General features: G+C 61.9%; 19 protein-coding genes and 1 tRNA gene. 16 read left to right on the top strand and 4 right to left on the bottom strand.

Features of this window, described 5'->3' with window-relative positions:
• The first annotated feature begins 24 nt into the window (after positions 1 to 24).
• The 9 genes from VSP_RS19275 to VSP_RS39675 all read left to right on the top strand — a co-directional run bounded on the left by VSP_RS19275 (position 25) and on the right by VSP_RS39675 (position 7,584).
• Positions 25 to 1,320 (top strand): DUF1501 domain-containing protein, encoded by a 1,296-nt coding sequence (locus VSP_RS19275; RefSeq protein WP_009962745.1) that lies wholly within the window; start codon positions 25 to 27, stop codon positions 1,318 to 1,320.
• A gap of 34 nt (positions 1,321 to 1,354) precedes the next feature.
• Complete coding sequence (locus VSP_RS19270; RefSeq protein ID WP_009962744.1) at positions 1,355 to 3,433, top strand: sensor histidine kinase; 2,079 nt, start codon at positions 1,355 to 1,357, stop codon at positions 3,431 to 3,433.
• On the top strand, positions 3,430 to 4,053 hold the full coding sequence (locus VSP_RS19265; RefSeq protein ID WP_009962742.1) for a response regulator: 624 nt from the start codon (positions 3,430 to 3,432) through the stop codon (positions 4,051 to 4,053). Before VSP_RS19270 ends, VSP_RS19265 begins: the two co-directional genes overlap by 4 nt.
• Before the next feature lie 185 nt (positions 4,054 to 4,238).
• The gene (locus VSP_RS19260) at positions 4,239 to 5,141 is read left to right on the top strand and encodes a PEP-CTERM sorting domain-containing protein (RefSeq protein ID WP_009962740.1); all 903 of its coding nucleotides are present in this window, start codon (positions 4,239 to 4,241) and stop codon (positions 5,139 to 5,141) included.
• Between the two features lie 71 nt (positions 5,142 to 5,212).
• Positions 5,213 to 5,593 (top strand): ArsR/SmtB family transcription factor, encoded by a 381-nt coding sequence (locus VSP_RS19255; RefSeq protein WP_009962739.1) that lies wholly within the window; start codon positions 5,213 to 5,215, stop codon positions 5,591 to 5,593.
• A 9-nt stretch (positions 5,594 to 5,602) separates the two neighbouring features.
• On the top strand, positions 5,603 to 6,049 hold the full coding sequence (locus VSP_RS19250; protein WP_009962738.1) for an SRPBCC family protein: 447 nt from the start codon (positions 5,603 to 5,605) through the stop codon (positions 6,047 to 6,049).
• A gap of 40 nt (positions 6,050 to 6,089) precedes the next feature.
• Positions 6,090 to 6,377: a YciI family protein gene (locus tag VSP_RS19245; RefSeq protein ID WP_009962737.1), complete on the top strand. Its 288-nt coding sequence runs from the start codon at positions 6,090 to 6,092 to the stop codon at positions 6,375 to 6,377.
• 14 nt (positions 6,378 to 6,391) lie between these two features.
• Positions 6,392 to 7,042 (top strand): DNA-3-methyladenine glycosylase I, encoded by a 651-nt coding sequence (locus tag VSP_RS19240; RefSeq protein ID WP_009962736.1) that lies wholly within the window; start codon positions 6,392 to 6,394, stop codon positions 7,040 to 7,042.
• 14 nt (positions 7,043 to 7,056) lie between these two features.
• The gene (locus tag VSP_RS39675) at positions 7,057 to 7,584 is read left to right on the top strand and encodes an RNA polymerase sigma factor (protein ID WP_009962735.1); all 528 of its coding nucleotides are present in this window, start codon (positions 7,057 to 7,059) and stop codon (positions 7,582 to 7,584) included.
• A gap of 66 nt (positions 7,585 to 7,650) precedes the next feature.
• Here VSP_RS39675 and VSP_RS19230 read toward each other — a convergent pair.
• Positions 7,651 to 7,741: transfer RNA gene (locus VSP_RS19230), tRNA-Ser, on the bottom strand.
• A 1,748-nt stretch (positions 7,742 to 9,489) separates the two neighbouring features.
• Between VSP_RS19230 and VSP_RS19225 the strand changes: the two genes are divergently transcribed.
• Both VSP_RS19225 and VSP_RS19220 read left to right on the top strand, forming a co-directional pair.
• Complete coding sequence (locus VSP_RS19225; protein ID WP_009962734.1) at positions 9,490 to 10,575, top strand: ribonucleotide-diphosphate reductase subunit beta; 1,086 nt, start codon at positions 9,490 to 9,492, stop codon at positions 10,573 to 10,575.
• 259 nt (positions 10,576 to 10,834) lie between these two features.
• Positions 10,835 to 14,164: a ribonucleoside-diphosphate reductase subunit alpha gene (locus VSP_RS19220; protein ID WP_009962732.1), complete on the top strand. Its 3,330-nt coding sequence runs from the start codon at positions 10,835 to 10,837 to the stop codon at positions 14,162 to 14,164.
• Between the two features lie 1,039 nt (positions 14,165 to 15,203).
• On the opposite strand, the gene VSP_RS19215 is transcribed toward VSP_RS19220, so the two are convergent.
• Positions 15,204 to 16,007 carry a fumarylacetoacetate hydrolase family protein gene (locus VSP_RS19215; RefSeq protein WP_009962730.1) on the bottom strand — a complete coding sequence of 268 codons (804 nt, stop codon included), beginning with the start codon at positions 16,005 to 16,007 and terminating at the stop codon, positions 15,204 to 15,206.
• A gap of 198 nt (positions 16,008 to 16,205) precedes the next feature.
• On the opposite strand from VSP_RS19215, the gene VSP_RS19210 reads away from it, so the two are divergent.
• Entirely contained in the window at positions 16,206 to 16,814 is a 609-nt protein-coding gene (locus VSP_RS19210) for a L,D-transpeptidase (protein ID WP_029190581.1), read from the top strand.
• Positions 16,815 to 17,694: 880 nt separating this feature from the next.
• On the opposite strand, the gene hisI is transcribed toward VSP_RS19210, so the two are convergent.
• Positions 17,695 to 18,120 carry a phosphoribosyl-AMP cyclohydrolase gene (hisI, locus tag VSP_RS19205; protein ID WP_009962728.1) on the bottom strand — a complete coding sequence of 142 codons (426 nt, stop codon included), beginning with the start codon at positions 18,118 to 18,120 and terminating at the stop codon, positions 17,695 to 17,697.
• Positions 18,121 to 18,238: 118 nt separating this feature from the next.
• Here hisI and VSP_RS19200 point away from each other — a divergent pair, with 118 nt between their 5' ends.
• Both VSP_RS19200 and VSP_RS19195 read left to right on the top strand, forming a co-directional pair.
• Complete coding sequence (locus tag VSP_RS19200) at positions 18,239 to 19,219, top strand: DNA polymerase III subunit delta' (protein ID WP_009962727.1); 981 nt, start codon at positions 18,239 to 18,241, stop codon at positions 19,217 to 19,219.
• Positions 19,220 to 19,263: 44 nt separating this feature from the next.
• A complete protein-coding gene (locus VSP_RS19195; protein ID WP_009962726.1) occupies positions 19,264 to 19,695 on the top strand; it encodes a MauE/DoxX family redox-associated membrane protein in 432 nt (143 codons plus the stop codon).
• Positions 19,696 to 20,653: 958 nt separating this feature from the next.
• On the opposite strand, the gene VSP_RS19190 is transcribed toward VSP_RS19195, so the two are convergent.
• Entirely contained in the window at positions 20,654 to 21,880 is a 1,227-nt protein-coding gene (locus VSP_RS19190; protein ID WP_009962725.1) for a class I SAM-dependent RNA methyltransferase, read from the bottom strand.
• A gap of 178 nt (positions 21,881 to 22,058) precedes the next feature.
• Here VSP_RS19190 and glmS point away from each other — a divergent pair, with 178 nt between their 5' ends.
• Together glmS and VSP_RS19180 are read left to right on the top strand one after the other, a co-directional pair.
• Positions 22,059 to 23,909 carry a glutamine--fructose-6-phosphate transaminase (isomerizing) gene (gene glmS, locus VSP_RS19185; protein ID WP_009962724.1) on the top strand — a complete coding sequence of 617 codons (1,851 nt, stop codon included), beginning with the start codon at positions 22,059 to 22,061 and terminating at the stop codon, positions 23,907 to 23,909.
• Positions 23,906 to 24,715 (top strand): hypothetical protein, encoded by an 810-nt coding sequence (locus VSP_RS19180; protein ID WP_009962722.1) that lies wholly within the window; start codon positions 23,906 to 23,908, stop codon positions 24,713 to 24,715. The genes glmS and VSP_RS19180 overlap by 4 nt, the downstream gene beginning before the upstream one ends.
• Positions 24,716 to 24,790: the final 75 nt, after the last annotated feature.

Genomic DNA, 24,790 nt, shown 5'->3' with positions numbered 1-24,790 from the left:
TCTTTTACTCATCACCCCTCGATCATGAACAACCTCTCAACCCGCCACCTGAGCCGTCGCCGTTTTCTACAGCAGAGTGCCGCGTTCGCGGCCGCTCCCTTGCTGCCGGGCCTGATGAAGGCGGCTGCGCCGATGCCTGTGGGCAAAGCGGAACACTGCATCTTCATCTGGCTGGGCGGCGGCATGGCGCAGGTTGATACCTTTGACCCCAAACGTCGTGGCAACCCCAAGGCATCGCCAAAGGTAGCGGGCTCGGATTATGCAGCGATCGACACCTCTGTGCCGGGCGTCCAGTTCACGGAGCATCTCCCCCAGCTCGCGCGTATGGCGGAGCGGATGACGGTGGTGCGTACGGTCAATCATCACGTGGTGGATGAGCACGCCTTCGCCACCAACCTCGTTCATACCGGCAGGATGATCAGCGGCACGGTGACGTATCCCTCCATCGGCTCCATCGTGGCCCAGCAACGGGGTGCGGCCGATCCGGATGTGCCCGCCTACATGCTCATGGGATTTCCCAATGTGAGCCGGGGGCCGGGCTTTCTGGGGGCGCGCCATGGGTATGTCTATCTCACGGACACGGAGTCTGGACCGGCGGGATTCACGCGCCCTGAGTGGGTGAACATGGATCGCACCGCGCGGCGGCAGGCCTTGCTGAAACCGTTGCTGGAGAAAGCGCCGGAGGGCACCATGGCCGGGGAGTACGAGGAGGCACAACGTGAAGCCCTGCGACTGGCGGGGCCGGGCTTCATGCGGCACTTCAAGCTTGATGAAGAGCCCGGTACCCTGCGGCAGCAGTACGGAGGCGAGTTCGGCCAGCGCTGTCTGCTGGCACGGCGGCTGGTGCAGGCCGGGGTGCGCTTCATCGAGGTGTCGCAAAATCTGAATTTCATCAACGGCACCGGCTGGGACACGCACAATGAGGGCCAGATCAACCAGCACACGCTCATCCGTGATCTGGACACTGCCGTCTCTGCCTTGCTCCGGGATCTGGAGGAGAAGAAGCTGCTCGACAAGACCCTGGTGGTGATGGCCACAGAGTTTGGCCGCCCCGCAGAGTTCGACGGACGCGGTGGGCGTGGGCATCAAGGCACCACCTTCAGCATGGTGCTGGCCGGGGGCGGATTGAGACACTGCGGCGCCTATGGCGTGACGGATGAGCTTTCGAAAAACATCGCGGAGAATCCCGTGTCGATCCCGGATTTTCATGCGACGATTCACGCGGCCATGGGCATTGATCCCCATCGGGCGCTGATGGACGGTTCGCGCCCCATCCCCATCACGGATGAAGGCAAACCTATTGCCTCGCTCTTCGCTTGATGTGTAGAGTGCCTGAATGCCTCCGCGCCCCTGCATGACCGCATACCGCCTGCCAGCCTTGAGCTGGCTGGCCGTGCTGGGAAGCAGTCTGGTCTGCGCGATGGCGTTCGGCGTGGAGACGCCCTTGAGAACCGCCCTGGAGGTGCGTTCGCTGCCGCCGGAAGAAGCGGAGAAAGAGCTGCCCGTGGCACTGCAGGGGACGGTGATCTTTGTGGATCCGCGAGGATCGGTGCTCATCCAGGACAAGACGGCGGGGACGTTCTTTCGCGGCTCAAACGTGCTGGCGCTGCGGGTGGGGGATGAGGTCGGGGTTCGAGGTGTCACCTCGCCGGGCATGTACATGCCGGGCATCCAAAAAGCCACCTATAAGAAGCTGGGGCATGGGGAGACGCCGCCCGCTGCCCCGGTGTCCTACGCCGACCTGCTCTCCGGCCGCTATCACTACCAGCTGGTGGCGGCGGAAGGCATCGTGCAGTCCGTGACGCCGAGCGGAGACGGGGATCACACGATCCTTCACCTGGCGATGAATCAGGACCTGCTGGAGGTGGATGTCTATGCGCCGCCGCAGGAAGGGCATCTGCTGGTGGACAGCCGGGTGCGCATCGAAGGGCTGGCCGCAGGGACCATCAACCACCGGCGGCAGCTCCTCCAGCCCATCTTATGGCTCCAGGACTGGAGCTGGCTCAAGGTGCTGAAGGCTGCTCCACCCGTGCAGGACGTGCCGACCATCTCCGCCAGCAAGCTGCTGGCCTTCAGAGTGGTGGGTCAGAACGGACATCGCGTGCGTGTCGCTGGCACGGTCGTCGCCGCCTTTTCAGACGGCACGGTCTTTATTCGTGATGAGGCGACGGCGCTCGGGCTGCAACTGCACCCGCCCATGCTTTTGAGCGCGGGCACAAGGATCGAAGCCGTCGGCTTTCCCAAGATACAGGGGTTTGGCGCCTCCCTGGTCAACACGCGCCTCATTCAACAGGAGCCTGGACCGGAGCCTCCCGCGATTGAGGCGAGCATGACCGATCTCTTGAACGGTGCGCATGACAACGATCTGGTCGCGGTGACTGCGACTCTCTCCGGCTCCTTCAGGGCGGAGGAGGGGCTGGTGCTGGTGCTGCAGGAGGGCGGCAGAACGTTTCGCGTCTCGGCCCCGCTGCTGGCACAGGAGCCGCCGGCTGGCTCACGCGTACGGGTCACCGGGATCTGCCAGGTGGACTCCATCAAGATGACGGCTTCAGGCGTGCAGTCCGTGCCGCGTACGGTGAGCCTGCGCAGCCGCAGTGCGGATGACGTAGAGGTGCTCAACTCACCCTCATGGTGGACGGCGCAGCGTCTGGCCCTGGTGGTGGGCGTGCTGCTGTTCGCGATGGGGCTGGCGGGGCTGTGGATCACGATGCTGCGGCGTCAGGTGCGGCGTCAGACGACGGCATTGCGCTGGCGGATCGAGCGCGAAGCTGCGCATGATGAGCGGCAGCGGATCGCGCGTGAGTTTCATGATACCCTGGAGCAGGGGCTCACCGGGCTGCTGCTCCGGCTGGAGGCCGTGCAGGCACACGGCGTCAATGAGAGAGGGGAACACCTCCTGCGCGCCTCCCGCGGCCTGGTCTCGCAGATGCAGGTGGAGACACGCAGCCTGGTCTCGGAGTTGCGCGTGCCTTCCCGGGAGAACGCGGACCTCGTGGCGGCCTTGCAGGCCATCGTGGATGAGCACCCTCTGGGCTGCGGTCCCGTGCTGAAACTGGAAGTCAGCGGCCCCATGCCCCCGCTTCCCTCCCGCACCGTTCATCATCTGCGCATGATCGCACGCGAGGGGGTGACCAATGCGCTGAAACACGCCCGCGCGGGTTGCATCCGCCTCTCTCTGGGTGTGGAGGGGAGCCGGTTGCGGATGACCATTGCGGATGATGGGCAAGGCTTTGACGCCGAGGCACTGCACGGCGGACAAAGGGGACACTTCGGCTGCATTGGCATTGAGGAGCGTTGCGCAAAATTCGGCGGGATCGCCCTCTGGCGTTCTGCGCCAGGGCAGGGCACCACCCTGGAGATCGAACTGATGCTGGAAAGATCCGCCCCGGCCGCCCATGGGCAAGCCGCCAAACAACTGCTGCTCCACTCATGACCCCTCCGCTGACCGTTCTCATTGTTGATGATCATTTCGTCGTGCGGAGCGGTCTGGCCGCGGCGCTCGAGGTTGAGGGCGACGTCAAGGTCGTGGGCGAAGCGAAGCGCGGGGAAGACGCGCTGGAGGTGTACCAGCTCCGGCAGCCGGGTGTGGTGCTGATGGATCTGCAACTGCCTGGGATCACCGGCGTGCAGGCTACAGCCATCCTGCGGGCTCATGATCCACAGGCCCGCATCCTGGTTTACTCCACCTTTGCCCACGATGACGAGGTGCAGATGGCGCTGGACGCCGGGGCGGCGGGCTACCTGCAAAAGACCGCCTCCCGCGACGAGTTGCTGACGGCCCTGCGGCGGGTGGCCGCGGGCGGGAGCTATCTTCCGCCTGAACTGGAGCAACGCCTGGCGGACCTGCGCCTGTGCGTGGGGATCTCCATGCGTGAGCGGGAGATTCTGGAACTGATCGCGAAAGGACACGCGAACAAACAGATCGCCGCCTTGTTTGCCATCTCCGAAGACACGGTGAAACGCCATGTGAGCCACATTCTCGAGAAACTGGGGGTGCATGACCGCGCGCAGGCCACTGCAGAAGCTATTCGGCGTGGGATTGTGAGAGTGTGACCCCGACCTCACCAGCGCCCGGGCACGCGGTCTGAGGGGATGAGAAATGCCGGGAAATTGCGGCAATGGATTTTGTCAAGGGACCAGGTGTCCCCAAATGGTGCATGATGAGAGGGAGACGGGGTGGGGTGGTTTTGCCATGATCTTGATCAATATCAAGCAGTGCTTCCCCTCCAAAGCGTACTATGAAACTACCTTTTGCGACCTTGAAAACGGCCCGTCCGGACAGACCCCATTTCTCCGGTGGAACGAATGCGAACGGCAAAGGTGCCTTCTGCCTGACATTGCTGGCTCTGGCGTATCTCATCCTGCCGGCTCATTCTGCGGTGACTCTCGGACTGTGGGATTTCGACAATTCGGCGGAGCTCAATTTCCTGAATACCACACCCGCGGCAGGACCCTATTCGGGAAGCACCTACTCGAATGCCGCAGGTGCCGTGCCCTATCTGACCGTGTCGAGTCTCAGCGTGGGCTCGGGTTTGAGAACCAACGGCGGAGCGGGAACGCTTAGCAGCACGGGCACTGCGGTTTCGCCCAGCTACAACGGCGTCATGGGAGTTGGCGGCAGCAATCCGTATGTCTTTCCCTCAGCCGCGGCAGCGACAGCCTCGCCCGCCGCTGCGATCACGGCCAGCGACTTCTTCTCCGTCACGTTGACCCCTGAGAGCGGCTACGCGCTTAACTTGACCGAGATCAGCTTCTACGCTTGGGCAAATCAAACCAACACGTCAGGCAGCTATACGTACTTTGTGCAGAGCAGCGCGACGGGCAGCACCATCCTTGGCACCACGACCAAAGCCTACGACACCACGGGTGCCGTGGTGAACAACAACACCGCGCCATCTTCCTCCAATCTCTACTCCTTTGACTTGAGCGCCTACTCGGCTGATCTGACGAATGTCAGCACCCCGATCACGTTCACTGTAGGCGTGTACTCGACGACCAACGGCAGCCTGCGTCTCGACAGTCTTCAGATTCAGGGTGAGGTCGTCCCAGAACCCTCCCGGGCTCTGCTGCTCGGCGTGGCCCTGGGCTGCTGCCTGCTGCGCCGCCGCCGTGGACCGCTCAGGAGCGCGAGGCTCTCATGAGCTGACTTTCGCGCGGCTTCTTCGGTTGGTGCCTTGACAGTATTAGTTCCTCGTGTAAAACATTCATCCATATGGGTGAATGTGTGACGGCGCTCGACTACACTTTCTCCGCTCTGGCGCATCCCACCCGGCGGGGGATGCTGGAGCTGCTGGCGCGTGAGCCGGTGCGGGTGACGGATCTGGCGGCGCAGTTTGATTGTTCGCTGAATGTGGCGTCCAAGCACATCCTCAATCTTGAGCGTGCGGGTTTGGTGCGGCGTGAGCAGAAGGGGCGGGAGCACTGGCTGCGGCTGGATGCGACGCCGCTGTCTGATGCCTCCGCCTTCGTGCAACGGTATCGCAAGCTGTGGGAAAGGCAGTTGGACCGGTTGGGGGCGTATCTCGACACCATGGCCAGCCAGCAAAGTGGAGCCGTTTCCGCGAACCCGAAGTCCCAAAAGTCTGCCTCCTGATTTTGCGTCATGCCCGTGCATCAACCTCCGCTCGAAGTTCAAGTCATCCGTCGTTATCCGCATCCCGTTGCGCTTGTGTATCAGGCCTGGGCGGATCCGGAGCATCTCACCAGGTGGTTTCGCCCTTATGACGACGTCACGCTGGAGATCGTGGAGCACGATCTGCGAGAGGGTGGCGAGTATGTCTTCCACTTCACCTGGCCGCAGGCGAAGTTCCTGCTGCGGGGCAAGTACCTCACGGTGCAGCCGATGGCATGCCTCATCTTCACCTGGATGCCGGAGCCGCCGGACATCGATGCGGGGAAGGACACGATGGTGTCCGTGTTCTTCCGTCCGCTAAGTGATCACGAAACCGAGGTGGAGGTGCGGCACACCCTCTTCCCGGATGAAGCGATGCGGGCTCGTCACGAAGGGTGCTGGAACTCTACTCTGGATCAACTGTTGCGCCGTCTCTGAGCCAATTTTTTTCCCAACCCCATTGCATCAGCATTTCACCATGTTCATCATCCTGCTCCGATTTTCCTCCCGCCAGTCTGAAGCGCCGCAATTCATGGCCGGACACAAGCAGTGGCTCAGCCGGGGTTTTGACGATGGCGTCTTCCTGCTCGCCGGGAGTCTCGCCTCCGCTCAAGGCGGTTGCCTTCTGGCGCACGGCGTGACGTTGGCCGAGATTCAGCAACGCGTGCAGGAGGACCCCTTCGTGGCAGAACGAGTGGTGACGGCGGAGATCATAGAGCTGGATCCGGGCATGGCCGATCCGCGCCTGCAGTTTTTGGTTTCCTGATCCCTCCAACCAGCATGAACGAAACCTACCTCGATACCGATGGAATACGACGTTGCCACTGGTGCAGTCTCGCTCCGGAGTTTCCCGCCTACCATGACACGGAATGGGGCTTTCCGGTGAGCGATGACCGCCGGCTTTTTGAGAAACTGAGCCTGGAAGGGTTTCAGTCTGGCCTCAGCTGGCGGACCATTCTGGCCAAGCGGGAAAACTTCCGGCGCGCCTTTCATGATTTCGATTATCAACGGGTGGCCCGGTTCGAGGAAAACGATGTGGTGCGCCTGCTGCAGGACGCCGGCATCATCCGCCACCGCGGCAAGATCGAGGCGGTGATCAACAATGCCAGAAGGGCTCTGGAACTGGAGAAGGAAGCCGGCTCCCTGGCCGCCTACATCTGGAGCTACGAGCCGGATCCAGCCAGCCTGGCGGAACCACAAACGGCCTCCACTTCCGCTCAGTCCATCGCCTTGTCCAAGGATCTGAAGAAGCGTGGCTGGAAGTTCGTCGGCCCCACCACGGTGTACGCCTTCATGCAGGCCATGGGCCTGGTGAACGATCATGCCACCGACTGTGCATCGCGGGCAAAAGCCTCGCGGGCGCGGAGGAAGTTCGTGAAGCCCGCTGGTGGGGCTTTACCCGATGGTTCCCTCCGCAGAAAGGACCCATAGGATGGAGCGCTCTCATGAAGCCTGCAGCAGCAACCGCTGATTCCTCCCCTCCCGACAGGGAGGACGATACGCTGGTCGCGCGGTGCCGGCAGGGTGACATGACCGCGCTGGATGCGCTGGATGCGCTGGATGCGCTGGATGCGCTGGTGCGGGGGCACCAGGCATGGGTTTTTAACCTCGCCCTGCGCATGATGTGGCGGCGGGAGGCTGCGGAGGACGCAGCGCAGGAAATCCTGCCGGTCACGTGGGAAAATCTGCCGCCAGTGGCCGTTGATTTTGATGCCGCAGGCCTGCGGGCGAACATCCTCGACAGCCAGCAGAATCACCAGTCCTGGAGCGACTTCAGCATCCGCGCCATGAGGGGCGGTGTGCAGGGCTGCTTCGCCTTCCTGCGCGGGCAGCGGGTGACTTATTTTGGCCGCCCCCGGTGCGAAGCCTTGAATGTCGTCGGCGATGAAGCGCCATTGCGATTTTATCCCAAATCTCCACAGGGGAGCCCTTTTGCCAAAGATCGGTGGGAAGGGCATTCACCCTTGAGGTGATCGCGCTGGATCATCGTAAGGATGCGGGGCTGATAGGCCCAAGCTCCCGGCACTCTTTGGAGCAGATGGCGGAAGGGGAGGGATTCGAACCCTCGGTAGCTTTTGGCTACGCACGATTTCGAGTCGTGTGCCTTAAACCGGGCTCAGCCACCCTTCCGTTTTTTGGTCTTAATTTCCCCGACCTTTTGGGGACGGGAGGAGAGGTTTATCATGAGGGGAGGGGAAGTGCAAGGGGAGTTTGAAGTTTCAAGTTTTCAGTATTCAGAGGGGGGCGGCTGCGCGGGGTTGGGAAGACGGAAGAATTGAGATTGGAAGAGGGAGGTGGGTGGGGTTGGACGTGCTTTGGAGGTTTGGGGGCGCTGGTGCCGATTGCCAATCGGCGGCACAGTAGATTGCCAATTTGCGCTACGAGGTGGTTTGAGAGTTGTGGGCGAGGTGGGGGCTTTGGGTGGCGCGGGGAGTGACCGCGTAAACGCGGAACTCCAACCCTGCCGATTGACCGCTGGGGTGGTTTGATCGTCTGGCGTCGATGAAACGTCACACGAGCGGGGTTGGGCCCCCCCCTCCTTTACGTCAAGATTGTAGAAGAACCGTCTCGGTACTTGTTCTCCAGATCTCCCAGCGAGGGCAAGAGCCGGGATGGCGCTTCTGCCTTGCACTTAAGTGACGCCTGCCGGGAAGCTTAAGGGAGGCGGAGGTTCCAGCCCCGCTGGGGAGCGGAGGGGTGGGGGGGCCGGAAAGGCGGTTGACCTATCGTGACCGCCTAGGAGGTCAGGGGTGCCGCTCGACTGAGCCGCGTAAACGCCAATGCCATCAGGGAAAAAGTGGCGTGGCCGATGACCTCCTTTTTGGGAATGACCTGAGGGCTGAAAGCCCGGCGTGATGGCAGCCTTGGGCAACGCCCAAGGTTGACGTTGGTTTAGATGTTGAGGGCTGTAGGCCCGGGGTCATTCAGGGATGCTCGTCGTGGGCAGGATTGATGAGGCCGGGCCTTCAGCCCTCAAGGGTTGATGGGGACATCTATTCCTTGGGCGTTGCCCAAGGCTGCTATCAGGCCGGACCTTCGGTCCTTCTGAAGTGGCATTCGTGCCACCGGGATGGCGGATGCGCTGTCGCTATCCCGGGCTTGCCTAGGCAAAACAGCAAAACTATCCTTTTCCCTGATGGCATTGGTCCCGCAAGGCGGTGACGGAATTCCAACGCTGCCAGCGGGGGGCTGGGGTGGTTGGTGGGCTGGGGCCGATGCGGAACTGGGTGACGCCAGTCCCGCACGCGGGACCAGCACTACTTAGAGCTTCCCGATCTTTGTGCCTTCGTGCCTTTGTGTGAGGCTTCTCAGGCTTTTCGGGGCTGATACCGACGACCAACCTCCGCTACTGGCGGCGTGTTAAGCATTCGCTACGGGTTGATGATCAACAGCGAAGTTTGGTTTAAATGGGGTACTCCCACCTTGGGACGCCGAATTTGTGTCGATGGACCCGATTAGCAGAGGTGCTCCAGGGCGCGTCCGAGGATTTTCGGGCTACCACCTGCCACTTTTCGGGCGCAAAAAAAGCGGCGCTGGAGTGCAGGAACAATGCCGCTGGAGGGATCAAATTTCCTGCCGCATCAGCTCAGTTTTCCTTAATTTCGCTCACTCTGAGTTGCTTGGAAAAGTTGGTACTTTGCAACCGGAAATCACAAATTTTCGATTGAAACGAACAGGGTTTTTACTTGAAAACTTTTTAAAGTCCCTCGATCCGGCCAAATACTAGGGAAAGCAGGTTTTGCCCCGCCGGTAGTGGCCAAATGTGTGGACCGGCACAACATATTGTGTTCTACTTGTGCCCCACGACACGACACCCGACGCTCGGTTCTGGCTCAACTCCCTCTCTCTCAAGCAGATCTCTCCTTCCGTCTCCCACCATGGAAAAAACATTTCAAATCGGCAATCGCACCTTCGTCTTGGATCAGGACAAAGCTGAGGCGGCCTTTCATGCGAAGCGCGTCATCAATGGGCGTCAGACCATGACGTTTAATCTCCTGCCTCTTAAGTACCAGTGGGCCTATGACCTGTACCGGGTGATGAAGGCCAACCACTGGGAGCCGGAGGACATCCAGATGCAGAAGGACGTGGAGCAATGGCGCTCTGTGGACCAGGTGGCCGAGGTGGAGCGCTGGATCATCATGATGGGCATCGGCTATTTTTCCGCCGCCGAAGGCATCGTGGGGGACAACATCCAACACGTGGTGCGGGAACTCGTGACGGCACCTGAGCTGAAGCTGGTGCTGGGCCGCCATGCGCATGAGGAGAACATCCACGCGGACTCCCTGCTCTATATGATCTCCTCCCTGGGGATCAACCCGCACGAGTGCGAGGCGATGTTTGAAGACATCCCGACGATCGTGAAGAAGAACGCGTTCGTGACGCGCTCCTCCAACGCGCTGCGTCGCGACCTGGACCTGACGCAGATCGAGAACAAGCGTCTCCTGGCGAAGAACATCTTTGTCTTTGGCCAGTGCATGGAGGGGACCCAGTTCTACGGGCTCTTCGGCATGATCCTGAGCCTGTACCGCCAGGGCAAGTTCCCGGGGATCGGCACCATGTTCCGCTACACCCTGCGGGACGAGAGCAACCACATCAAGGTCTTCCGCAACCTGTTCATGGACCTCATTGATGAGAATCCAGAAATCTGGACGCCGGAGTTCCGCGAGGAGCTGGTCGAGCTGATGAAAGAGGCCGTGGCGCTGGAGAAGGAATTCATCCGCGACTGCCTGCCGGTGGCTGCGGTGGGTCTGACTGCCGGGGAGTTTGAGCTGTACATCGACTTCATCGCGGATCGCCGTCTGGCGAGCGTGGGGCTGCCGGCGCTCACCCCGGGCATCGTGAATCCGCTGCCCTGGCTGGCGGAGATGCAGGACATCCGCAAGGAGCAGAACTTCTTTGAAGGCACCGTGACGGACTACCAGAAGGCTTCCTCCCTGCACACGGGTTCCGACGATGACCTCTAGGATAAAAAGACCAAGACTCCGCTCCGATTGATTTAGCCCAGGCTCCCAAGCCCCCTCCCACCACCCACCTGCTGCGCTGCGCCCGTCCCCCTGGGTGCCGCCCCCCGTACTACTATGAGAGGCGTGAATGAAAGATCGAGTCCGGCTTGCACCGCTCCCGACCCCCGCTAGACTTCGCGCCCCTTTTCCGGCCCCTACACCGCATCAGACTCCCAAAAAAGCCCCCCTTCAGCGACCCATCCTCAACCTAAGGCTCAACATGATTTCGACCCACCATTTCCAGGAAGACCTAGAGTTGAAACGACTTGCCACCAAGTCGAAGAGTGAAAAGCCCAGTTTCGACTGGCGAAACGTGGCCCTAGGGGAGAACGCGAACGGCGCGGCAACGCTGAAAGTGCGGGTGAGGGGGGAGCACCGTGACTTTGACCTGGCGGAGATTGCCGAGACGATCGGCGGCGCGCTGACGGATCTGCTCCTCTCCCGCAATCAGGATGAGACTGACATATTCACTCCGGCCAACCAGAAGCGGGTGAAGGTCTTCAGCCTGCAGGTGGCGCAGGAACTGCACGAGCGTGCCAAGCGTAATGCAGAGAAAGTGGGGGATGAGCTGCTGTCGCTCACGGCGCAGGAGATCTACCATGCCATCGAGCACGTGCTGGTGAAGCAGAACGCGCATGATGTGGCACGCAGTGTCATTGCCCGCCGTCAGCGTCTTGAAAGCATGTCTGATACCGAAGCCAACGCCCCGGTGGGCCTGCTGGTGCCCACGAAGATCATCCGCCGCAACGGGCAGGTGGTCTCGTGGAACCCCAACAAGATCGAGCTGGCGGTGAGCAAGGCGTTTGTGTCCGTCGAGATGGGCACGACGCATGCGAAGGCGGTGGCGGAGGCGCTCACGCACCAGATGATCGAGGAGGCCAAGCAGTTCATCCACATCGAGCAGGTGCAGGACCTGGTGGAAGAGCAACTCATGCGGCAGGGCCACTTCAAGGCGGCCAAGGCCTACATGCTCTACCGTGCGCTGCGCGCGGACTCCCGGGAACGGGATGCCAAGTCGGCTGCCGACATCTCCGCACCGGAACTGCCGGTGGATGACGGCCAGCAGGAGATGATCATGGTGCGCATCTCAGACAAGGAAACCATCCTCTGGGATGGCCTGGATCTGCAGAGGCGTATCGACTTTGCCATGATGGGGCTGGACCTCTGCATCAGCCGTGCGGAGATCGAATCCTCCCTGCGTCGCTCCCTGGCCACGGACATCTCGCTGGATCACCTGAAGCAGACCATCATCCTGAACGCAAAGGCCCTCATGGCCCGGGATGCCGACTTTGCCCGGTTCGCCGCGCGCATCCTCCTGAGCTACATCTATGAGGAAGTGCTGGGCTGGGACATCGTGCGCGATGGCATCGGCTCCCTGCAGACCTTCCACCGCCGGGCGTTCCGCCGCAATCTGCAGCGCGGGGTGGAGATTGATCGCATCAACGCCAAGCTGCTGGACTTTGATCTGGACAAGCTGGCCGATGCGCTGGACCCCGCTGCGGACATGGATTTCGACTACCTGGGCATCCACACCCTGTATGACCGGTATCTGATCATCGACAAGAAGACGAAGCCTGCGAAGCGCCTGGAGACGCCGCAGCTCTTCTGGATGCGCGTGGCCATGGGCCTCTTCGTCCGCGAGGAGGATCCCACGGAGAAGGTGATCGCCCTGTACCGCATGTACAAGAGCCGCCGCTTCTGCTCCAGCACGCCGACGCTCTTCAACAGCGGCACGCTGCACTCCCAGCTCTCCTCCTGCTACCTGTACAAGGTGGACGACAACATTGAGTCCATCATGATCCGCGGCATCGCGGAGAACGCCTTCCTCAGCAAGTGGGCCGGGGGTCTGGGTGGCTCCTGGACGGCGGTGCGTGGCACGGGCAGCTACATCAAGGGCACCAACGGCGAGAGCCAGGGCGTGATTCCCTTCCTGAAACTGCACAATGACCAGCTCGTGGCGGTGAACCAGGGCGGGAAGCGCCGCGGCTCCGGCTGCGCCTACCTGGAAACGTGGCACAACGACATTGTCGATTTCCTCGACCTGCGCAAGAACGTGGGCGACGAGCGCCGCCGCACGCATGACATGAACACGGCCAACTGGGTGCCGGACCTCTTCATGAAACGCATGGAAGCCCGCTCCCACTGGACGCTCTTCCGCGCCAACGAGACGCCGGATCTTCACGAGCTCTATGGCCAGGCGTTTGAGAAGCGCTACCTGGAGTACGAGGCGATGGCGGCCGAGGGCAAGGTGCTGGGCAAGCAGATTCCGGCGATCGATCTCTGGAAGTCCATGCTCAAGGCGATCTTCGAGACTGGACACCCCTGGATCACCTTCAAGGATCCGTGCAACGTCCGCAGCCCGCAGGACCATGCCGGCGTCATCCACAGCAGCAACCTCTGCACCGAGATCACGCTGAACACGAGCAAGGATGAGACGGCCGTCTGCAACCTGGGCTCTGTGATCCTGGAAAACCACCTGGATGAGGCAGGCAACATCGACCACACCAAGCTGCGCGAAACGGTGCGCATGGCCGTGCGGGCGCTGGACAACGTGATCGACATCAACTTCTACCCGACAGATGCGGCGAAGACGGCAAACACCCGCCACCGCCCGATCGGTCTGGGCGTGATGGGCCTGCAGTACTCGCTCTATCGCAAGGGGCTGCCCTTTGCCTCCAAGGAGGCTGTGGACTTCAACGATGAGGTCATGGAAGCCGTGGCCTACTACGCCTATGAAGCCAGCAGTGACCTGGCGGCGGAGCTGGGCAAGTACTCCACCTACCCGGGCAGCAAGTGGTCCCGCGGCCTGCTTCCGCAGGACACGGTGGATCTGCTGGAGAAAGAGCGCGGCGAGCCGGTGGATGTGGTTCGAGGAGGCAAGATGGACTGGAGCCCGGTGCGGGAGAAGATCGCGAAGCAGGGCATGCGCAACAGCAACGTGCTGGCGATCGCCCCCACGGCCACCATCTCGAACATCATGGGCAGCAGCCCGTGCATCGAGCCGCTCTTCACGAACAACTTCACGAAGAGCAACCTGGGTGGCAACTATGTGGTGCTGAACCCGTACCTGGTGAAGGACCTCAAAAAGCGTGACCTCTGGACCAACGAGGTGGCAGAGCGCCTGAAGTACTTCGACGGTGAGTTGGCTGCCATGGACGAGATCCCTGCGGATCTGAAGCGCAAGTACGCCACGGCGTTTAGCGTGGACTGGGCCTATGTGCTGGATGCGGCCGCCCGCCGCCAGAAGTGGATCGATCAAAGCCAGTCGGTGAACCTCTGGTGCCCGGACACGGACATGCGGACGCTGAGCCACATGTACCGCGCTGCCTGGCGCAAGGGGCTGAAGACCACCTACTACCTCCGCACGAAGGGCGCGAGCTCCATCGAGGGCTCCACCACCCAGGTGCAGACGGACATCCGCGGCGTGGTCGCCCAGACCGCCGCCGCTGTTGCCGACAAGGCCAAGGTGGATGCCGATGAGTACAAGCAGTTCCTCGCCGAGGCACGCCGGAAGGCGCAGGCGGGTGAGGATTGCGAGATGTGCCAGTAGCCGCGAAGCGGCTAGACAGAAGACTTCGAGACGAAAGACGCAAGACTTGAGTCTGATGCTGAGACGGGAGACGGAGATCGTCTCCCGTTTTTTTGTGGGAGAGTTGGGGGGCGGCCTGGGTGAAGAGGGCGAGCCTTGCGGTGTGTGGCCGCTGCAGACCTCCGCTGTAGGGCGAGCGCCCCGCTTGCCGCGAGTGGTCCCCGAGGTGGCAATCGCGACGAGATGTTCGCGATAGAGCCCAGGGGGGCTTGAGGTGAGGGGCTGTCCTATGCTCCGCTTCCACGCGGGGCCGGAGACCCCGCCTCCTTTACCGGTTGGTGGGTGTTTTCAGGGGGGCGGTTGTTGTTTCAGCAGGCTCGACGCCGCTTTGGTGGACCTTGTGATGGGATCGAACCTGAGACGGTCAAGCAGGGGAGATGTTGCTTCAGTAAAGGAGGAAGCATTCCTGTCCCGGTCGGCCGTGCAACACCTGACATTGCAGGCGGTCATCGGGTTCAAGGGGGTAACGCGCCGGCCCCTCCGCTTACGAAGCCGGTTGGCACAACCGGACTACGCCGGAGGCGGCAGCTTAATGTAGTGCAGAGCTTTAGCTCGGTATTGGAGGACTTGGGTAGCGCGACTGACAATTGATTTGTTGCCATGCCGCCGCGGGCAGTCCGGCTGTCCCCCGCGGGTCGGGGTAGCGGCGTGGCTGAGGTGGACGAGCCTTGCGTTGTGTGGCCGCTGCAGACCTCCGCTGTAGGGCGAGCGCCCCGCTTGCCGCGAGTGGTCCCCGAGGTGGCAATCGCGACGAGATGTTCGCGATAGAGCCCAGGGGGGCTTGAGGTGAGGGGTGTCCTATGCTCCGCTTCCACGCGGGGCCGGAGACCCCGCCTCTTTTACCGGTTGGTGGGTGTTTTCAGGGGCGAGAGCTCAGGTCTGGTGTCTGAAGTCTGGCAGTCTGGCGTCTCCCGCGTAGCGGGCGTGAACAAAAAAGCCAGCGGCGCTCATCACGCCCCTGGCCTCAAGTCTTGAAGTCTTGTGTCTCCCGCGTAGCGGGTCATGCTTCCAACTTCACCGGATTCGTCAGCTTGCCGATCTTCTCGATCTCAATGGTCACCTCGTCGCCTTCCTTAAGCCAGCGGGGCGGAGTGCGGGCCATGCCGACGCCGTGCGGGGTGCCGGTGAGGATGACGGTTCCGGGTAGTAACGTGGTGGAGCCGCTGAGGAACTCGATCAAGGTGGGCACGTCGAAGATCATGTCGTTCGTGTTCCAGTCCTGGAGGACTTCGCCGTTCACGATGGTCTTGATCTGGAGCGCATTCGGATTCGGGATCTCATCGGCAGTGACGAGGGCGGGGCCGAGGGGGCAGAAGGTGTCGAAGGTCTTGCCGCGGCACCACTGGCTGCCGCCCCAGTCTTTCTGCCAGTCGCGGGCGCTCACGTCATTGGCGCAGGTGTAGCCCAGCACGTAGCTGAGGGCGTCTTCCTTTTTGACGTTCTTGCAGCGCTTGCCGATGATGATGGCGAGTTCGCACTCATAGTCCACCTGGTGGCTGGCCAGCTTGGTGGGGATCTCGATGGGGTCGCCGGGGTTCTGGAGGGCGGAGACGGACTTGTGGAACAGCACCGGCCATTGGGGGATGGGCGCACCGCTCTCGGCGGCGTGGTGACGGTAGTTCAGCCCGATGCAGGCGATGGCAACCGGGGCCACGGGGGCCAGGAGCTTTTGCACCTCGGCCGGCGTGTTGGAGGCGCGGTGCTCACCGAAGACGTCGCCCTCCAAGAGGACGATGGAGCCGTCGTCTTTGAGGACGCCGTGGCGGATGAGGTCGAGTGGATCGAGGTAACGGACAATTTTCATGGTGAGCTCGCGAGAATACGCCGCGATTTAGGGTTTCGTTCGAACCTGCGCAAATGGAATCGGTCGAAGCAGGCTCCTGTCTTGGGGTGGAAGTGACAGAACCACGCAAACTGGTGATAAATCGGGGCTCCTGCTCAGGTCGGCGGCACCGTTTTTTTCGCGTTGGCAGTGGGAACGAAAAACGCTACAGGTTAGTCCATGGACTACTGTGTTGGAGGAGCTTTACGACGTTGGACTGGTCAGGTGCTGAGCGGGGCGGCGCTGCTGCTGCTGGCTTCGTGTGCCTCCAAGCCAACGCCGCCTCCCGTGGGGCAGACTCCGGCGAAGCCGGTGCTCTATGAATGGAATGGAGACAGCATTGAGGGGCCGGTCTCGGTCAAAATCGTGCTGGATGAGCAGAAGGCCTACATTTACAAAGGCACGGAGCAGGTGGGCTGGACCTACCTCGCCTCCGGCAAGGGCAGCCGGGCCAGTCCGGCGGGGAATTACCGTATCACGGAGAAGATTCAGGACAAATACTCCAACACCTGGGGTGTGCTGGAGGATGCTGAGGGCAATGTGGTGGATGGCGATGCGAGATCTGGGCGGGAGCCGATACCACCCGGCGGTCGGTTTGCCGGAGCGCCGATGCCGTACTGGATGCGACTCACCGGTTATGGCATGGGCATGCACGCGGGGCATATCCCTCAACCCGGCCGACCAGCCTCGCACGGTTGCATCCGCCTTCCCCGGGAGATGGCTGAGATTCTGTATGAGGCGGTGAAGATCGGTACACCCGTGACGATCACGGGGAGTACGCCGAACTGAGGCCCGGCGAAGCAGGGAGGGGAGACACAAGACAGAAGACGAAAGGCCTGAATCAGTAGCGGGAGGGGCATCGTTGTTTCAGTCGGGCGCGTAATGGCTGAGGTGGCAGGTGGTCAGCGGGTTCAAGGGGATGCCGCGTGGTATTCCTCCGCTCCCAAAGCCGGCTGTCCCCAGCCGGTGGGTGAGCGGAGGGGAGAGCTTTTGCGAGCCTTTTGTGTGTGGCCGCTCCTGACGTCTGCTGTAGGGCGAGCGCTCCGCTTGCCACGAGCGGCTCCTGATCCGGCAACCGGGGCGGTCGCCCTACAACCCAGGAAGTTTGAAGGTGGGGTGTGGGAAAAGTGACCAAGGGCCTGCGCACACGAAACGCCTGAGGTGGCGGGCAGTCATCGGGGTTCACGGGGAAGACGCTTGTCGTATTCCTCCGCTCCCACAGCCGGTTGGGACAACCGGACTACGCCGCGGGTGGCAGCTGAAAGTAGTCCGGCTGTCCCCAGCCGGTGGGTGAGCGGAGGGGACAGCTGTTGCGAGCCTTTTGGTGTGTGGCCGCTCCTGACGTCTGCTGTAGGGCGAGCGCTCCGCTTGCCACGAGCGGCTCCTGATCCGGCAACTACAACCCAGGAAGTTTGAAGGTGGGGTGTGGGAAAAGTGACCAAGGGCCTGGCACACGCAACGCCTGAGGTGGCAGGCGGTCAGCGGGTTCAAGGGGATGACGCGTGGTATTCCTCCGCTCCCAAAGCGGGTTGGCACAACCGGACTACGCGGGAGGCGGTAGCCGAAATGTAGTGCTGGGCTTTAGCCTTGCGTTGGGAATCGTGGGTAGCGCGAGTGAGGCAGGCTAAAGCCTACCACTACTTTGCTTCACCTCGCGGCATCGCTGCCGTTACGCCCGCACCAGCGGCACAGGTCCCGCCGTCACGTTTTCGAGGTCCACCTTGCGGTAGAAGCAGGTGGGGGCCTTGGTGTGGCAGCAGCCGCCGCCGAGTTGCTCGACTTTCAGAATCACGGCGTCCTGATCACAGTCCACGCGGATTTCCTTGACCACCTGGAATTCGCCGGAGGTCTTGCCCTTGTGCCAGATCTCCTTGCGGCTGCGGCTGTAGTACACGGCCTCGCCCAGGGCGATGGTCATGCGCAGCGTTTCCTCGTTCATGTAGGCCACCATGAGGGGCTCGTTGGTCTGGTGGTCGAGGGCGATGGCAGGGATGAGGCCGTCGGCATCGAATTTGGGGGCCAGAACGAGGCCCTGCTCGATGGTCTGCTTGGAATCGCGCTCGGCAAAGGCCAACTGGCAGGCTTCTAGGGACATGATCGTAGGGGGGGGAGGCAGTGATTTTTGGGGAGGGTGAAGATGCCCCGGGGTGGGAAAAAGGAAAGCGCCTTTTGATTTGCTTCGACAACCGGGGTGTCATGCGTAGGGAAGGAGCATGGCATTCAAGGCAGACATCGCACTGCAGTTCGTGAACCGCGCCAGGGAGCGCGGGAGGCTGGGGCATGCCTACCTCATCTGCGGCCCCAAGGAGGCGGATCTACCGGCCTTTGCCGTGCGGATGCTGAATCTCGTCTCCGGCTGTGCCTACAAGGATCTGGACACGTGGGAGAAGCACGGCATCTGCGTGGTGCGGCCTGAGAGCAAGTCCCGCCAGATCAAGGTGGACGCAGTTCGCGAGCAGGTGGAGCCCTACCTCTTTGTCACCTCCTCCGGGGCGGAGCACCGGCTGGTGGTGATCGTGGATGCGGAGCGGATGAACGTGCAGGCGCAGAATGCGTTCCTGCGCACGCTGGAGGAGCCGCCGCCGCGGACGCTCTTCCTGCTGTTGTCTGAGCAGCCCCAGCAGTTCCTTGAGACCATCCTTTCCCGCGTGATCCGCATTTCGCTCATGCCGGAGGAAAACACGCGGAAGCTTTCTGAATCAGAAGTGCGCCTCGTGGACCTGCTCTCAGATCTGGCCAATCGCAAGTCTGACTCCCTGGCGGGGGCCATGACCCTGCGCCGGGAGTTTGAGGAGATCCTGGAGGACATCCACGATGCTCTCACCAAGCAGCTGGAGGCCCAGTTTGAGGAGGAGAAAAAGTACTACAAGCAGACCACTGATGTGGACAACTCCTGGATCAAGTCTCGCGAGGAGGAGACCGAGGCGGCGATCGAGTCCCGCTATCGTCAGGAGCGTGATGCGTTGATGGAGCTGCTGCTGGCCTGGATGGGCGATGTGCTGCGTCACCAGGTGGGCGTGGAGCGTCTGGACCTGCCAGACTACGCCGCGGCGACCAAGGCTCTGGCTGCCCGTTGGGATGGCAGCACGCTGGCAAGGCGGCTGAAGGAGCTGCGCAAACTGCACTCCAATCTGCACACCAATGTGAACGAGACGCTGGCGCTGGACTCAGCGTTCATCGCGGCTTTTGCGTGAGAAGTCATGCGCATGCCATGCGTATTGTGTTTCAACACTGACCTATGGAAGAGCGGCGGCAACTCACCTGGCAGATCTGGCTCACCCGTGTGCTCGCGTGGGGCTTTGGCGGGCTGTTCGTGTGGGCAGGCTGGCTCAAGGTTCAGGATCCAACGCTGTTTTTGATCAGTGTGCGCTCCTTCCGGATGTTGCCGGATCCATTCGCGGCGTGGCTGGCGCTGGGGTTGCCCTGGCTGGAGATCTTTGCCGGGCTGGCGGTGGTGACTGGGGTGTTTCGGAGGGGAGGCTTGTTGTTGTTGAATTTGTTGCTCGTGGCCTTTGGCATTGCGCTGGTCACGGCATTGGTGCGGGGGCTGGATGTGGAGTGCGGGTGCTTTGGCGGGAAGAACGGGACCACGCATATATGGGAGGTCCTGGCGCGGGATGGGGTGCTGTTGGCGGTGGGGCTGTGGTTGGGGAGGAGGGGTAGGAGTTAGGAGTTAAGGGTTGGGAGTTAGTAGTTGGATGGGGGTGATGTGGTGGAGGAGAGGATCAGGGGGGGCGATGCGATGGGCCTACCGCTCCGCGGTAGAATCAGGGGTGGGGATACCATGGGTAGGCCTCGCCAAACTCGGCCGACCCATGGCTACGGATGGGTGAACCCTCCGGGTTCGGAGCCGAGTGATTGCGGCTTTGTAATCGAGGCGAGCGTCAATGTGGCTGAGCTCGTGACAGCGTGGTGGGTGCTTCGTCCTGGCGGTGTGGGAATCGTCTGAGGGCATGCTTTGGCCCGGCGCTGAACCGCATTTTTACAAATGCAGCCACGAGTGCCCCTGTGGCGTCCCTCAGTATTGTGGCTGCGCTCGTGAGAGCGCGGTGGGTGGTTCGTCCTGGCGGTGTGGGAATCGTCTGAGGGCATGCTTTGGCCCGGCGCTGAACCGCATTTTTACAAATGCAGCCACGAGCTTCGTCTGAGGCGGACCTCAGTACTGTGGCTGTGCTCGTGAGGGCGCGGTGGGTGCTTCGTCCTGGCGGTGTGGGAATCGTCTGAGGGCGTGCTTCGGCCCGGCGCTGAACCGCATTTTTACAAATGCAGCCACGAGCTTCGTCTGAGGCGGACCTCAGTACTGTGGCTCTGCTCGTGAGGGCGCGGTGGGTGCTTCGTCCTGGCGGTGTGGGAATCGTCTGAGGGCGTGCTTCGGCCCGGCGCTGAACCGCATTTTTGCAAATGCAGCCACGAGCTTTGTCTGAGGCGGACCTCAGTATTGTGGCTGTGCTCGTGAGAGCGCGGTGGGTGGTTCGTCCTGGCGGTGTGGGAATCGTCTGAGGGCGTGCTTCGGCCCGGCGCTGAACCGCATTTTTACAAATGCAGCCACGAGCTTCGTCTGAGGCGGACCTCAGTACTGTGGCTGCGCTCGTGAGAGCGCAATGCATCTAACTCTTAACACTCACACCCTAACTCCCAACCTTCTTCGTCAACGTCATCACGCACTCCAGGTGGCGGGTCTGCGGGAAGAGGTCAAACGGCTGCACCTTTTCCAGGATGTAACCAGCCTCGACGAACTTCACGAGGTCGCGCATCTGGGTGGCAGGGTTGCAGGAAACGTACACAACGTTGTGCGGTCCGTAGGCAAAGAGCTGGTGCAGGAAGTCCTCGCCGCAGCCGGCGCGGGGTGGGTCCACAATGATGGAGGATTCTGCTGCGGGCAGAAGTACGCCCGCGAAGATGCGCTCGGCACTGCCGGCGATAAACTTTGCGTTGGTGATGTTGTTGATCCGGGCGTTGTGAGTGGCCTTGGCCACGGCGCTCTCAGAGATCTCCACTCCGTTCACCTGCTCGAAGTGGCGGGCGCAGGCCAGGGCGAAGAGGCCGCTGCCGCAGTAGGCATCGATGAGATAACGTGCTCCATCCGTGCGGGCCTCGCGGGCCACATGCTGGACGAAGGCGGGCAGGATAAACGGGTTGTTCTGGAAGAAGTCGCCCGCCTGGAACTCAAAGCGGACGCCCTCCACCACCTCCACGGCGGTCTGGGAGGACTCCGTGAGCACCTTGCCCTCAGATGCCCGCATGAGCAGGGTGGCGGCGCGCTTGTACCGATGGGCGTTCTGCCGCACCTCATCCCGCAGGGAGGTGAGGCGCTCGTTGAGCTCTGGCATGGCAATCTCGCACCGCGGCACATCGATGATGCGATAGCGGCTGCTGTCGGCCAGGAAGCCGATCTCGGTGATGGTCCCATCCCGCGGTGGGGCGAAGTGAGGGGTGATCTTGGACCGGTAGGCGTACTGGGTGGGAGAGGGGATGACGGGCTCCACCGGGTGCTCGATGCGCGCCATGTGCTTGAGCAGCTCCGCCACCTGCTGGCGTTTCCAGTCGAGCTGGGTGGGGTAGTCCATGTTCTGGTACTGGCAGCCACCGCACTGTCCAAAGACCGGGCAGGGGGGCTGGACGCGATGCGGGGAGGGCTCCAGCACCTGAATGAGGTCCGCCTCACTGTAGTTCTTGTGGTTGCGATGCACGCGGGCCACCACCTTCTCCTGCGGCAGGGCAAAGGGCACCATCACCACCCAGCCGTCCACGCGGGCCAGGCCGTGGCCCAGATTGGTCAGGGTCTCAATCTCGAGTGTGAGCTCGTGATGGTAGGGGAACGGGTGGGGGACAAACTTCTTGGGCGGCGCGCGCATGGTCCGTTCATCAACCGCCAAAGGCCCCGGATTGCAACCATTCTCCGCTTTTGCGGCACTCAGAGGTTGGCCATGTGCAGGTTTTTCTGCGGGTGTGACACCGCCTTGACCCTGTCTCCATCGGGGGTTAGCATCGGGGCAGCTTTTCTATCACCATTTTTCCCCTCTCCATTCACACATGTGCGGCATTGTAGGCTATATCGGCAAGCGTCAGGCCAGTCCCATCCTCCTCGATGGGTTGCGGCGTCTGGAATATCGTGGTTATGATTCTGCTGGGATGGCCCTGCAAAATGGTGCCAGTCTCCAGGTGCTGCGCCGGGCGGGACGCATTGACAACCTGCGCCAGCTGGTGGCGGAGACGGCTCCGCAAAGCATGGCAGGAATCAGCCATACCCGCTGGGCCACGCACGGGGCACCCACAGATGAAAATGCCCACCCTCACAGGGACCAGTCGGGCAACTTGGCCGTCGTCCACAACGGCGTGATCGAGAACTACCAGACCCTGCGGGATACCCTGCTGGCGGACGGTCACACTTTTGGCTCGGAAACGGACACGGAGGTCCTTGCCCACCTCATTGGCGTGTATTACGACGCCAGCCCACAGGCTGACCCCGTCGCCCGGCTCGTGGGAGCCGTGCAGGCGGCTCTGCCACGGGTGAAGGGCACCTACGGCATCGCCGCTATCCATACGGATGCTCCAGACGTCATCGTGGGAGCCCGTCTGGGCAGCCCCCTGGTGGTCGGTCTCGGGCAGGAGGAGCACTTCCTGGCCAGTGACGTGTCCGCCATCATCGCGCACACGAAGGACGTGATCTATCTCAACGACTACGACGTCGTCACCATCACGAAAGACACCTTCGACGTGCAGGCCCTGGCCGGCGGCTCCGCAAAAGTCAGCGTGAGCCGGGTGGACTTCACGGAAGACGATGCGGAGATGGGCGACTTCCCGCACTACATGCTCAAGGAAATCTATGAGCAGCCACAATCTCTGCGCAATGCCCTGCGCGGTCGTCTCTCACGGGACGAGGCCACGGTAGTGCTGGGCGGCCTGCAGATGTCGCCCATGGAGTTGCGTCAGATCGACCGCATCATCCTCAGCGGGTGCGGCACGGCCTACCACGCCGGCATGGTGGGTGAGTACCTGCTGGAGACCGTGGCCCGCATCCCCACGGAGGTGGAGATCGCCAGCGAGTTCCGCTACCGGAACGTGCCCACGGACAAGAACACCCTCCAGTTCGTGATCAGCCAGAGCGGTGAAACCATCGACACCCTCGCTGCCCTGCGTGAAGCCAAGCGCAAGGGCATGAAGGTGCTCGGCATCGTGAACAACGTGGCCAGCACGATCGCCCGTGAGACGGACGGCGGCATCTACATCCACGCCGGACCGGAGATCGGGGTGGCAGCCACGAAGAGCTTCACCTCCCAGGTGGCGGTGCTCACGCTGTTGAGCTTCCTCTTTGGTCGCATTCACCACCTGAGCAGCACGGATGGACTGGAGCTCATCGATGAGCTGGAGGCGATCCCGGACAAGATTGCCTCGATCCTTGAGCAGGCGGATCACATCAAGACCATCGCCAACAAGTACGCGGACGCAGACGGCATGCTCTTCATGGGCCGCCAGATCAACTACCCCGTGGCGATGGAGGGGGCGCTGAAGATGAAGGAGATCAGCTACATCTACGCCAGCGGTCACCCCAGCGCCGAGCTGAAGCACGGCATCATCGCGCTCGTGAAGCCGGAGCTGCCGAGTATTTTCCTTGCACCGCATGACGCGGTGTTCGAGAAGAACATCAGCAACATCGAGGAAGTGAAGGCGCGCAAGGGGCCGGTGGTGGCCGTGGCCACTGAAGGACACCCGAACATTGAGAAGGTGGCGGATGATGTGATCTACATCCCGCGCAGTCCCTCGATCCTGAGCCCGCTGCTTACGGTCATTCCTTTGCAGCTCCTGGCTTACTATGTGGCCGTGGCCCGGGGATGCGATGTGGACAAGCCCCGGAACCTTGCCAAAAGCGTGACGGTGGAATGAACATTCTCCGCCAGTACAGGTCTCAGTCTGCGATGCAATGGCGCCTGGCAGCACTGTCGGTCTGTGTAGCCGCAGTTCTGCTGGGATCCTCCGGTCTCAGGGCTGCGGATGTTGTTCCGCAGCCTCACCCGGAGATGCTGCCGGCGGATTTCCTGGAATGCGTGGGCAAGCAGACGAAGGCGCGGTGGCGCACGCTCTACCGCCAGCCTCCGCCCACGCCCTCTTCTGACCGGCGCAAGGTGGCCTTCACTCTGGGGGGGCTGGTGGCGGATGCCTATCTGACCTTGCAGGCAGGCCATGCCCAGCAGTTCAAGAACAACAACCAGGAAGTGCTGAACTACGCCCGCGTGCTGGGCCTGGCGGAAAAGATCACCCCCGACATCCTGGCCGAAGGCAAGATGGCCGAGGCCGAGGACTGGCCCATGCTGCGCGAAAGACTGGTGCAAAAGCAGGGTGTCATCTCGAACCTGCTCAAAGAACAGCGGGATGATGATCTGGCCATCCTGGTGGATCTGGGCATGTGGCTGCGCCTGTTGGAGATCAGCTCCGAGCTCGTGGTCGGGAACACTGCGCTGGAGAACAAGTCTCTTTGCATTGGCTCCAAGACCCTGCTTGATGAAATGATTGCTCGTTATGAGCGCCTCACCGAAGCGGCCCGGACTGATGAAACCATCGCCCAGGTCGGCAGCATCCTGCAAATGCTGCAACGCCACTGGGCTGCGGCAGAGGGTGCTCCCTCTGATGAGGTCGTGACCATGACGCACGAAAAGCTGCGCTACTTGATGGGCAAGCTAACGATGAAGTGAGCCGGCGGCTCGGTGAGTGGTAAATGGTTAGAGGTAAGTGGTGGTGAATGTTTGCCGAATTTGGCTCATCTCCGG

Source organism: Verrucomicrobium spinosum DSM 4136 = JCM 18804, assembly GCF_000172155.1.
GTDB lineage: Bacteria > Verrucomicrobiota > Verrucomicrobiia > Verrucomicrobiales > Verrucomicrobiaceae > Verrucomicrobium > Verrucomicrobium spinosum.
This window is presented reverse-complemented; position numbering and strand designations above follow the sequence as displayed.